Annotated in this window: 9 protein-coding genes and 1 other annotated feature; all 9 genes read right to left on the reverse strand. The window is 38.0% G+C overall.

Features of this window, described 5'->3' with window-relative positions; genetic code table 11:
- Positions 1-19 precede the first annotated feature (19 nt).
- The 9 genes from aspS to secDF all read right to left on the reverse strand — a co-directional run bounded on the left by aspS (position 20) and on the right by secDF (position 13198).
- Entirely contained in the window at positions 20-1795 is a 1776-nt protein-coding gene (gene aspS / locus MHH59_RS22025; RefSeq protein WP_002015297.1) for an aspartate--tRNA ligase, read from the reverse strand.
- 12 nt (positions 1796-1807) lie between these two features.
- The gene (hisS, locus tag MHH59_RS22030) at positions 1808-3079 is read right to left on the reverse strand and encodes a histidine--tRNA ligase (RefSeq protein WP_033728251.1); all 1272 of its coding nucleotides are present in this window, start codon (positions 3077-3079) and stop codon (positions 1808-1810) included.
- Between the two features lie 69 nt (positions 3080-3148).
- Positions 3149-3379: a binding site (T-box leader), on the reverse strand.
- Between the two features lie 54 nt (positions 3380-3433).
- On the reverse strand, positions 3434-3610 hold the full coding sequence (locus MHH59_RS22035; protein WP_001242605.1) for a hypothetical protein: 177 nt from the start codon (positions 3608-3610) through the stop codon (positions 3434-3436).
- Between the two features lie 268 nt (positions 3611-3878).
- The gene (locus MHH59_RS22040) at positions 3879-4319 is read right to left on the reverse strand and encodes a D-tyrosyl-tRNA(Tyr) deacylase (protein WP_002015302.1); all 441 of its coding nucleotides are present in this window, start codon (positions 4317-4319) and stop codon (positions 3879-3881) included.
- A gap of 17 nt (positions 4320-4336) precedes the next feature.
- Positions 4337-6520: a GTP diphosphokinase gene (gene relA / locus MHH59_RS22045; RefSeq protein ID WP_002167636.1), complete on the reverse strand. Its 2184-nt coding sequence runs from the start codon at positions 6518-6520 to the stop codon at positions 4337-4339.
- A gap of 211 nt (positions 6521-6731) precedes the next feature.
- Complete coding sequence (locus MHH59_RS22050; protein WP_002015305.1) at positions 6732-7244, reverse strand: adenine phosphoribosyltransferase; 513 nt, start codon at positions 7242-7244, stop codon at positions 6732-6734.
- Positions 7245-7309: 65 nt separating this feature from the next.
- A complete protein-coding gene (gene recJ, locus MHH59_RS22055) occupies positions 7310-9631 on the reverse strand; it encodes a single-stranded-DNA-specific exonuclease RecJ (protein WP_050000290.1) in 2322 nt (773 codons plus the stop codon).
- Positions 9632-9732: 101 nt separating this feature from the next.
- A complete protein-coding gene (locus MHH59_RS22060) occupies positions 9733-10626 on the reverse strand; it encodes a cation diffusion facilitator family transporter (protein WP_002034095.1) in 894 nt (297 codons plus the stop codon).
- Positions 10627-10933: 307 nt separating this feature from the next.
- Entirely contained in the window at positions 10934-13198 is a 2265-nt protein-coding gene (gene secDF / locus MHH59_RS22065; protein WP_003191552.1) for a protein translocase subunit SecDF, read from the reverse strand.
- Positions 13199-13201: the final 3 nt, after the last annotated feature.

Consider the following 13201-nt stretch of genomic DNA (forward strand, 5'->3'; position numbering starts at 1 on the left):
AACCATCTAGACTCTATTCTTACTTCTCTTCTTTCAAGCTCAATTTTAAGCTTAGCTCTTCAAGCTGAGCTTCTGCAACTGGGCTTGGCGCTTCTGTTAATAAGCAGCTTGCGCTTGCTGTTTTCGGGAATGCAATTGTATCACGAAGGTTCGTACGACCTGCAAGTAACATAACAAGACGGTCTAAACCTAATGCGATTCCGCCGTGTGGTGGTGTACCGTATTCGAATGCTTCTAATAAGAATCCGAATTGTTCTTGTGCTTCTTCTTGTGAGAATCCAAGTGCTTTGAACATTTTTTCTTGTACGTCACGCTCGTAAATACGAAGTGATCCACCACCAAGCTCATAACCGTTTAATACAAGGTCATATGCTTGTGCACGTGCTTTTTCTGGTGCTGTTTCTAATAACTCAACGTCTTCACGGAATGGCATTGTGAATGGGTGGTGAGCTGCGAAGTAACGATCTGCATCTTCATCGTACTCAAGAAGTGGCCAATCAGTTACCCATAGGAAGTTAAATTTACTTTCGTCAATTAACTCAAGTTCTTTACCTAGACGTAAACGAAGTGCACCTAAGCTATCTGCAACAACACTTTTCTTATCTGCTACGAATAGTAATAAGTCACCAGCATCCGCTTCTAATGTACTCATTAACACGTTTGCCTCTTCTTCACCGAAGAATTTCGCAATCGGTCCTTTTAAGCCGTCTTCTTCAACTTTAAGCCAAGCTAGACCTTTTGCACCGTATACTTTGGCGAATTCAGTTAATGCATCGATGTCTTTACGAGAGTATTTGCTCGCTGCACCTTTTGCGTTAATCGCTTTTACTTGTCCGCCGTTTTCTACAGCACTTGTAAATACTTTAAATCCACAACCTACTGCAAATTCAGATAGGTCTTTTAGTTCCATTTCAAAGCGTGTATCCGGCTTATCAGAACCAAAGCGAGCCATTGCATCAGCATATTTCATACGAGGGAATGGTGCACTAACTTCTACACCTTTTGCATCCTTCATGACTTTCGTCATCATACGCTCCATCATTTCTAAAATTTCATCTTGTGTTAAGAATGATGCCTCGATATCAATTTGCGTGAATTCCGGTTGACGGTCCGCACGTAAATCTTCGTCACGGAAACAACGTGCTACTTGATAGTAACGCTCAAATCCACCGACCATAAGAAGCTGTTTAAATAGCTGCGGAGATTGAGGTAATGCATAAAATTCACCATCATGCACACGGCTTGGTACTAAATAGTCGCGAGCTCCTTCTGGCGTGCTCTTCGTTAAAATTGGTGTTTCAACTTCTAAGAACTCTTCTGTATCTAAGAAGTTACGAATTGTTTTCGTTACGTCATGACGCATTTTGAATGTGTTAAACATTGCAGGACGACGTAAGTCTAAGTAACGATATTTTAAACGCACATCTTCTGATGCATCTGTATCATCAGCAATAATGATTGGCGTTGTTTTCGCTGCGTTTAATACATTTACTTTCGATGCTTGTACTTCAATACGACCAGTTGCCATATTATCATTAATTGCGCCTTCACCACGTTCAACAACTGTACCTTCTACGTGCAATACGTATTCGCTACGAATCGTTTCTGCTACTTCTAACGCTTCTTTTGATGTTTCTGGATTAAATACAACTTGTACGATACCTGTACGGTCACGTAAGTCGATAAAGATTAATCCACCTAAATCACGGCGTTTTTGTACCCAACCTTTTAATTGAACTGTTTGTCCAACCGCTTCTACTGTTACTTTTCCGCATGCATGTGTTCTTTCAGCCACTTTAAGTTCCCCCTATATTAATTTCTCTGCTACATATGAAGCAAATACATCTAACGCTACTTCTTCTTGTCCGCCTGTTGCCATATCTTTTAAGTTAATGATGCCTTTATCTAGCTCATCTTCCCCTAATACAGCTACGTATTTCGCATTTAAACGATCTGCAGATTTAAATTGTGCTTTCATTTTGCGATCTAAATAATCTTTTTCAACTGATAATCCAGCTTTACGAAGATCGAACGCAACTTTTGCAGCACGGTCTTTCGCTTTTTCACCAAGTGCTACAACGTAACAATCAATACTATGTTCAATTGGTAACTCAATATTTTCAGCCTTCAGCGCCATAATTAAACGCTCAATACTCATCGCAAAACCGATACCTGGCATTTCCGGTCCACCGATTTCTTGTACAAGTCCGTTATAACGGCCACCGCCACTTAATGTTGTGATAGCACCGAAACCTTCTGCCTCACTCATAATTTCAAAAACAGTGTGTTGGTAGTAGTCTAAACCACGTACTAAATTCGGATCTTTCTCAAATGGAACATCCATCATCGTTAGTAGTTCTTGTACTTTGTCGTAGTATACTGCTGAATCTTCGTTTAAGTATTCTGTAATAGATGGTGCTGTTCCCATTAATTCATGGTTACGGTCCTTCTTACAATCTAAAATACGAAGAGGGTTCTTTTCTAAACGAGATTGGCAGTCAGAACAGAACTCACCGATACGTGGCTCGAAGTGTGCGATTAACGCATCACGGTGCGCTTGACGGCTCGCTGCATCACCTAAGCTGTTTAATACAACTTTAATATTTTTCAAGCCCATGCCGCGGTAAAACTCTACAGCAAGTGCAATTACTTCTGCATCAATTGCTGGATCGTTACTACCAATTGCTTCAATACCGAATTGTACGAATTGACGATAGCGACCTGCTTGTGGTCTTTCATAACGGAACATTTGGCCGATATAGTATAATTTTGTTGGTTGTGTTGCATCACCGAACATTTTGTTTTCAACGTAAGAACGTACAACAGGTGCAGTACCTTCTGGACGTAATGTTAAACTACGCTCTCCACGATCTTGGAATGAGTACATTTCTTTTTGTACGATATCTGTCGTATCACCAACACCACGTAAAAATAGCTCAGTGTGTTCAAAAATTGGTGTACGAATTTCTTTATAATTGTAACGACGGCAAATTTCGCGTGCTTGCCCTTCGATATACTGCCATAACTCAACGCTACCTGGAAGAATATCTTGCGTTCCGCGTGGGATTTGAATAGACATATTCAGTTCCTCCTCAAATTGTTTTAATCTTAATAAAAATAAAAAAACTCCCGCCTCTACTGTTTGAACAGTAGGGACGAGAGTATTATACCCGTGGTGCCACCCTAATTGAAGCACGTATGCTTCCACTTTTTTAATAACGCTTAAATTTGCGTTCATCTCTACTAAGCATATATGCCGTTCAAGTTGAAACCTCTAGAGTGTCATTCAATCAGTCATCATGCAGAAATGTTTTCAGCCTAAGACATTTCTTCTCTTTCCATGTGTGTCTCATTTACTCTTCTCTATCAACGGTTATATTCATATGTAAATATAAAATTACTATACGTTTGTTGAGTAGGATTGTCAAGTACTCTAAGAGCGCTCAATCTGCTTCTTTAGACGCTTTACATCTTGAAGAGAAATCCCAAACTCAGAAGCGAGCTCCATTGAAGTATTGTTTTGCTCTTTTGAAATAAAATCATGAAAATTTACGTTAAACAGTTGATTTGCACCATTTGTAACAGAATGCCCTTTTTCATTCATACGCATACGTATATCCCTCACATTCAATATAGATGTTTTACTTTTTATTGTTCCATATTGATGAAAGAGTTATACATAACCGAAACAGCTATTGATTCCAAATAAAGTGAAACTTTAATGAATAGGGGTTTTGTCCATCGCCACTCATTATTAGCCCTCACTAATCAGGCTTTTACGAGCAGTGGATCTCCCACAAATAGCGGGATAAATGAACAAAACATACAACAATGTATGAAAAAAGAGAGGACCTATAATCCTCTCTTCCCCGGCAACACTATTTACTTTCTACAATTAAGGTCACCGGACCATCATTGATTAAAGAAACGTCCATCATTGCTCCGAACTGTCCTGTCTCCACATGCAGTCCTTGTTTACGAACTTCTTCATTAAAGAAATCATATAAATGTTCTGCATAATCAGGTTTCGCAGCATCCATAAAGTTTGGACGTCTTCCTTTACGGCAATCTCCGTATAATGTAAATTGCGAAATAGATAGAACTTGTCCCTTCATATCAAGTACAGAGTGGTTCATCTTTCCGCTCTCATCTTCAAAAATACGTAGGTTTGCAATTTTTTCTGCGATATAAGTTGCATCTTTTTCTGTATCTTCATGCGTAATGCCAACTAGTAATGTTAAACCGAATGGAATTTGTCCTACAATCTCGCCATCTACTGTGACAGACGCTTCCTTTGATCGTTGTAAAACAACTCTCATCTTTTCTACACTCCCTATTAATGCATCATGCGTCGTACGGCATAAATTTCTGGAACGCGTTTAATGCGCTCTACTACTTTTTTCAAGTGTTGTAAGTTTCGAATAGAAATCGACATGTTAATCGTTGCCATCTTATTACGATCACTTCTACCAGAAACAGCTGAGATATACGTCTTCGTTTCTGTAACAGCTTGTAATACTTCATTCAATAAACCACGACGATCATAGCCTGAAATTTCAATATCAACATTGTACTCAATTTCTTTTTCAGGACTACCTTCCCAATCTACTTCTAATAAACGCTCCACCGCTTCTTCTGTATGCACATTGACGCAATCGCAACGGTGAATTGATACGCCTCGACCTTTCGTAATATACCCAACGATATCATCGCCTGGAACTGGGTTACAGCATTTTGATAAACGAATTAACAAATTATCTGCACCACTTACCTTTACACCAGAATCCCATTTTCGAATTTTCATCGGTTTACGAACTTCTTTAACTTCAACGATGTCTTCTTCTTCACGTTGTTTACGGAACTTGTCCGTTAGTCGCGTAACAATTTGCGCTGCTGTAATTCCGTTATATCCAACTGCTGCAAACATATCTTCTTCATTTGCAAAGTTAAACTTCTCAGCGACACGTTTTAAATTATCAAGCGCTAATACTTCTTTCATCTCATACTCTAAGCCACGCACTTCTTTTTCAACAAGTTCACGGCCTTTTTCAATATTTTCATCTCTACGTTGTTTCTTAAAGAATTGACGTATTTTATTTTTCGCATGAGATGTTTGAGCAAGCTTTACCCAATCTTGACTTGGACCATACGAATGTTTCGATGTTAAAATTTCAATGATGTCACCAGTTTTCAACTTATAATCAAGCGTCACCATTTTCCCATTTACTTTTGCACCAATTGTCTTGTTTCCAATTTCCGAATGGACACGATACGAAAAATCAATTGGAACAGAGCCAAGTGGTAATTCCATTACATCGCCTTTTGGTGTAAAGACGAATACCATGTCAGAGAATAAATCAATTTTTAATGACTCCATAAATTCTTCTGCATTAGAAGCTTCATTTTGCCATTCTAATATTTGACGGAACCAAGTTAGTTTCTTCTCTAATGTACCCGTTGTTTCTGCTGCTTTACCTTCTTTATACGCCCAATGTGCCGCGATTCCGAATTCTGCAATCTCATGCATTTCTTTCGTACGAATTTGCACTTCTAGCGGATCACCTTTTGGTCCAATTACAGTCGTATGAAGAGATTGATATAAATTTGCTTTCGGCATTGCAATATAATCTTTAAAACGACCTGGCATTGGTTTCCAGCACGTATGAATAATTCCAAGCACCGCATAGCAATCTTTAATACTATTCACAACGACACGTACAGCTAGTAAATCGTAAATTTCATTGAATTGTTTATTTTGCAATGCCATTTTACGATAAATACTGTAAATATGTTTTGGTCTTCCAGAAATCTCAGGTTGAATTGAAACCTCTTTTAATTTCTCGCGAATGCCAGTCATTACTTCATCTAAATATTCTTCACGCTCTGCACGTTTACGCTTCATTAAATTCACAATACGATAATATTGCTGCGGGTTTAAATAGCGAAGTGAAGTATCCTCTAACTCCCATTTAATAGTACTAATTCCGAGTCTATGTGCTAAAGGTGCAAAGATTTCTAACGTTTCATTTGCAATGCGACGCTGCTTCTCTTGAGGCAAATGTTTCAATGTACGCATGTTATGAAGACGATCAGCTAGTTTAATTAAAATAACTCGAATATCTTGAGCCATTGCAATAAACATTTTGCGATGGTTTTCTGCTTGTTGCTGCTCATGGGATTTGTATTTAATCTTTCCAAGCTTTGTAACACCATCGACAAGCATAGCGATTTCTTTATTAAATTCCCGTTCAATGTCTTCTAATGTAATTTCTGTGTCTTCCACTACATCATGTAAGAAACCTGCCGATACTGTAGCCGGATCCATGTGTAAATCAACTAAAATACCTGCAACTTGAATTGGGTGAATAATATATGGTTCACCCGATTTTCTATATTGTTCGCTATGTGCATCACGCGCATATTCATAGGCACGTGCCACTAGCTCAATATCTTCATCCGCTAAATATTGACTTGCTTTCTCGAGTACCTGTTCAGCTGTTAGTACTTGCTCATTTGCCATCGAATCACCTTTTATTGAAAATTGACTTTATCTTTATTGAATAGAATAAATTATATTCTATCATTATAACCCAATGATTGTGAATTGTGAAAAGGAAAAGATTTTACTGACATTTCACCATGTTTTTTTGTGCAATTATACAAAAGTACCCGCTCCTCTCCAAGAGATTCACGGGTACTTTTTTATCACCGTAGTTTCACCTATATAATGATTAGTATTTTTCTAATACTAATACATCGTAACCATCTAACATTTTACGACCATCTAAGTAAGTAAGCTCTACTAAAAATGCAATTCCTGCTACAACTCCACCAAGTTCTTCAACTAGTTTAATTGTCGCTTCGATTGTTCCACCTGTAGCTAATAAGTCATCTGTAATTAATACACGTTGGCCGGGCTTAATTGCATCTTTATGGATTGTTAAAACATCCGTTCCATATTCTTTACCGTAGTCAACTGTAATTACTTCACGTGGTAATTTTCCTAATTTACGAACTGGTGCGAAACCTACTTCTAATGCATAAGAAACTGGGCAACCAATAATAAAACCACGCGCTTCTGGTCCTACTACAACATCAATGTCTCTTTTATTTGCATACTCAACGATTGCATCTGTTGCTGCTTTATATGCTTTTCCGTCGTTCATTAAAGGTGTAATGTCTTTAAACACAATACCTTCTTTCGGATAATCTGGTACAATTGCGATATGTTGCTTGAAATCCATATTTCTGAATCCTCCTCAGATATAAAAGGTTTGTAAATACAAATCCTTTACCCTAACTGTTCTACTTATTTATGATCACGAATCGTTTCAAACCATGTATATAGTTGCTGATATGTGCTATAAACCAATTCTTTCTCTAATTGTAAGTGGTTCATTTTCTCACGATATGTGTTCGATTCAATTAAATCACGCTTTTGTTTTTTGTCTGCCATAAAAATGACACCGTCTTTTATTGTAACAAATTCTAACTCAAAAAACACCTGTGTCATGAAATTTACTGTATCTTTTGACCAACCTTTATGACGACACAGTTGTTCCCCATATTGCCTTAAAGAAAATGGTGTTTTTTGGCTTAAGAAAGAATAGTACCATTTAAAATGTTCCCTCGTTGGGACCGTACTAAATAAATGATTATTCTCTTGATAAAATAGCGTGTAAATTCGAGCTGGGAATCCAGCCTTAAATACATCACCTAATTCATCTGTTCCTTTCGGCAAATCAAGTAGCACAATGTATTGATCATCAAAATGAGCTACCTCTGATGCATGCACGAGCTGTTCTTTATAGCCTTCTAAAGAAAATTTATTCAATACCTCTTCAGAAAAATACACCAATGTTATTTTTTCTTTCGGAAGTTCTGCTAAATTTGCTTCTACATTACGCATACTACGCCAGTCAAATAATTGCCATGCCTCTACAGCAATATCTTGCACCATTAATTGCGGCTTTTTAAAGTTATTCCATTCATTAATGGACACTTCTCCTACTACAGAAACCTTCGCAACTGGAGAGATTTCTTTCGCATAAGTACCAAATCCAAATCCAATCGTGTCCAGTGTTGCTTGTCCATCACGAAGAGCCATTTTTAAATGCGAACCATCAGATCCAATTGCACGGATACTTTCTAATTCGGCATCTTTCACCGCAATACGCGGTTTCGGATTTCCTACGCCAAATGGCGCTAACTTTTGCATATCCTCAATCGCGGCAAGCGTTACATCCTCTACTTTACAAAATGCATCCACTGCTGTAATCGGAATAAAATCTTCTGCTGTTAAAATTACATCTGCTTGCTCATTTAACCTGCGTCTTAATTCATCCACATCATTCATATTAAGCGTCATTCCCGCTGCCATCGGATGACCTCCGAAATGCGGTAACAATTCACGGCAATCTGAAAGGTTTGCAAACAAATCAAATCCTGCAATACTACGAGCCGATCCCTTTGCTGTTTCTTTATGAGGATCAATGCTTAATACAATCGTTGGACGATAAAAACGTTCAACTAACTTAGAAGCGACAATTCCAATTACCCCTGGATTCCAACCTTCTTTTGCAAGGACTAATACTTTATTTTCTTCTGGCGGGAAATTATTTTCGACTTCAGCGATAGCTTCTTCAGTAATTTGCTTTACAATATCTTTTCGAAGTTTGTTCAGCTCATCAATTTCTTCAGCTAGCTCTTTCGCTTCCTCTGGATCTTCTGATAATAAAAGGTGTACAGCAGGTGTTGCATCTTCCAAACGACCAACTGCATTAATACGAGGTGCGAGTGCGAACCCGATGCTTTCTTCTGTAATTTCGCTTTGCGAAACGTTAGCAACTTTAAATAACGCCTTTAAACCGATATTCCGAGTCATTCGCATATGCTTCAGTCCACGCTGTACTAACAATCTATTTTCACCATGAAGCGATACTAAATCGGCTACCGTACCGATTACTGCAATTTCCAACAAATGCTCTGGCACACGGCCCAAAAGTGCATGTGCAACTTTAAATGCAACACCAACACCCGCTAAATAATGAAACGGATAAACACCGCCTTCTAATTTCGGGTGAATAATCGCAAGTGCCTCTGGTAATTCTGGTGGTGGCTCATGATGATCTGTAATAATAAGATCTATTCCAAGTTCCTTCGCTACCTTCGCTTCATGTACCGCTGCGATACCAGTATCGACAGTAATAATTAGTGAGAACCCTGCACTGTGCGCCCAACGAAACGCTTCTTCATTTGGCCCATAGCCTTCAGTAAAACGATTTGGAATATAAAACTCTACTTCTGCACCTAATTCTTTGAGAGCAAGATATAACACAGTCGTACTACTTACTCCGTCCGCATCGTAATCGCCAAATATTAATATTTGTTCTCCATTTTCAATAGCTTTTTTCACACGTTCTACAGTCCGATCCATTCCTTCAAGTAAAAATGGATCATGAAATTCTTGATCTGCTGTATTTAAAAAGTCTACAATCTTATCTTCTGTATTTAAGCCTCTGCCAAGAAATAATGAAGTCACAAGAGGTGATAGTTGCAATTTATTTGCTAATTCACTCACTAGTTCCTCATTATATTCTTTTTCTTTCCAACGCGTCTTCGGTTGTAACACGAAATCACCCCTTAACCTATCCATTATACAAGACAGATTAAGGGGTGACAATATAATGCAAACTACGATTCGATATCTATATAATTAAATATCTGTTATGTTTAATTTGGAGAATACGGATTAATATGTACAAAAACGTTTTGTACGTTATCTTGTTTCATAAGTTTTTCTTTTACATGTTTTCCGATGCGGTGCCCTTCTTCTACAGTGATATATGGATCTACAGATACTTTAATATCGACAATAACATAGTGGCCATGTTCTCTTGCATATAAAGAGCCGATTTTTTTCACACCTTCCACTTGAAAAACTGCCTCCCTAAGCGGAACAACATCTTCTTCATGCAGAACATGATCGAGCGTTGCATGAATAGCTTCTGCTCCAATACTCCATGCCATCTTAGCAACGAGAATTGAAACAAATAATCCCGCAATTGGATCGGCATATACAAGCCAATCTATACCTAACTTACCGCCGATAATAGCTGCACAAATGCCGATTAAAGCTGCAATTGAAGAAAACACATCCGAACGATGTTCATATGCATTTGCAATAATTGCAGCACTATTTATCCTCTTCCCTAATCGATATTTATACTGAAACATCCCTTCTTTCACTACAATCGAAAGAATAACTGCAAAAATCGTAATTCCTTTTGGTGGTTCCAAATCTTGTGAAAAAGCTTTTATAGACGAAATCGCTATCTCTATTCCAACAATAAATAATAATACCGCAACAATAATCGCTGAAATCGATTCCGCTTTACCATGACCATACGGATGATCTTCATCAGGCGGTTGCTTTGCCGCTCGTAATCCAAAAAGTACAGCTAACGAGCCAATTACATCTGATCCAGAATGCACTGCATCCGCTAACAGTGCCTTACTGTTTCCAATATAACCAATTACCGCTTTTACAATCGCTAATATAATATTACCAACGATTCCGACAATAGCACCAAACTCGGCCTGTTTAAAACGTTCATCTTTTTCCATAATTGAAATCCCTTCTTTTCTTAACCTATCTTTTTATCCCGCTATTTGCGGGCAGTAAGCCCCCCACCTCAAAATCCGGCAAATACAAGGAAGTTAGGTGGGAGATCAACTGCCCGTAAAAGCCCGATTGGTGAGGGCTAATAATAAGTAGGGATGAACAAAACCCCCACTTATTAAAGTTTCACTTTATTTTAACAAAATCAGCGATAACATCACCACTTTATTCCATTTCATTCTTTCAAAAGTTGCTATCTTATTGTATCCACAAACGAAAAAAGAGATGCCTCATAATGAGACATCATCTTTTTTATACTTGCGGTTCAGGTTCTTCTTTCTCAACCTTCTTCTTGTTTTTGCCCTTTTTCAAACGACGGTTTTCAAGCATTAACCAAATTTGAGAAGCAACGAAAATAGAAGAGTACGTACCTACAACTAATCCAATTAATAATGCAAGTGAGAAGTTACGCAGTGATTCACTACCGAAAATAAGTAGTGTGATTACTGGGAATAACACTGTTAACACTGTATTAATTGAACGACCAATTGTTTGACGAATACTTGAGTTTACGATTTCTTCTAAATCTTTTATGTCGCGAACTCGTTTTTTCTGTTTGTATAACTCACGGTTTCTATCAAACGTAACAATCGAGTCATTGATAGAGTAACCAATAATCGTTAATACCGCAGCGATAAACGTTAAGTCTACCTCTATCTGGAAAAGACTAAATACAACAATCATAACGAATGCATCATGTAATAATGCGATTACTGCAGATACTGCGTACGTAAGACGGAAACGAATACTTACGTATAAAACGATTACTGCAGAAGCAATTAGTACTGCGATAAATGCATTTCGTGCAATCTCTTTACCGATTGTCGGCGAAACTGTACTTACATTCGGATCTGTACCGTATTTATCGTGGAAGAATGTTTTTGTTTTCGCAATTTCATCTTTCGATAGAACACCTACTGTACGAACTGCGAAACCTTTATTGTCATCTCCGGTCGGTACAATATCTTCTTCCTTCACATCGATGTTCAATTCTTTCAAATCTTTATGAACATTAGAAACAGTAGTTGCTTGTTTTGATTGCAAGTCGATACGTGTACCACTTGCAAAGTCAATACCAAGATTCATTTTGAAAATCGGTAATATAATTGCCCCAGCAATTACAACTACAATTGAGAATAAGAAAAATTTATGACCGATATTTACGAAGTTAATACGATCAAATCTCGTCGGTGGATGTACTACACCTTTTGTTAATGGAATAATATCCTTTTCCTTAACACCAAAGTAAGATAGTTTCTTATCAAAGTAACGGCTCTTTACAAGTAAACCTAGTAAGAAACGAGTACCGAATACGTTCGTAATGAAACCAACTAAAATACTTACGATTAAACTTGTTGCGAATCCTTTTACAGAGCTATTACCGTAAGCGAATAATACACCAGCTGCTGCAATTGTTGTAATGTTCGCATCTAAAATTGTCGCTAATGAACGATGGTTACCAGCACGGAATGCTGACATCATCGACTTACCAATTTTAAGCTCTTCCTTCAATCTCTCGTACGTAATGATATTCGCATCAACTGCGATACCAACCCCGAGCACTAATGCCGCAATACCCGGTAACGTAAGAACTGCATGCATCCAGTTAAAGACAAGTAATGTAACGAAAATGTATAAACCTAACATAATAACCGCTACAAGCCCTGGTAAACGGTAGAATACAAGCATGAATAAGAAGATAATAGCAATACCGATCGCACTAGCGAAAATCGTTTGCTCTAATGCTTGTTGACCAAATTTCGCTCCAACAGATGTTGAATACATTTCTTTTAAATCAACAGGAAGTGCACCTGCATTTAATAAAGATGAAAGTTCTTTCGCACTTTCAACTGTAAAGTTTCCACCTACGATAGATACTTCAGCTTGGTTAAATACTTGGCTTACTGTTGCTGCTGATAAAAACTTCGGATTCGGTTTTGCAGATTCTGCTTTATATGAATCTTTTCCTTCTTCAAAATCAAGCCAAATTACCATTAAATTCGTTGGTGGTGGCATTTTTGAAATCTTTTCAGTTACTTCACGGAATTTTTCAGCGCTTTTTAGTGTAAGACCTACGCTCGCACGGCCTTGCTCATCAAATGTTTGCTTCGCTCCGCCGCCTTTTAAATCCGTTCCGTCCATAAGAAGGTTATCATCCACATCACGGAATGTTAGTTTCGCTTGTGTTGATAACATTTCACGTGCTTTTTGCTGATCTTGTACACCAGCAAGCTGTACACGAATTCGATCTTCCCCTTCGATTTGAATGTTCGGCTCACTTACACCAAGAACATTGACACGATTTTCAAGAGCACCTACTGTACTTACAAGTGCATCACGATCGATTTTATCACCTTTTTTGGCTGGTTTTACTTCATACAGAATTTCAAAACCACCGCGAAGGTCTAGTCCTAGACTAATTCCTTTTGCTATGTCTTTTCCTGCCGCACCAATTACTCCACCAATTAATAAAACGATGAGGAAAAAGGCGGCAATTCTTGTACCACGCTTTGCCATATG

This window comes from Bacillus sp. FSL E2-0195, from assembly GCF_038003645.1.
GTDB lineage: Bacteria > Bacillota > Bacilli > Bacillales > Bacillaceae_G > Bacillus_A > Bacillus_A mycoides.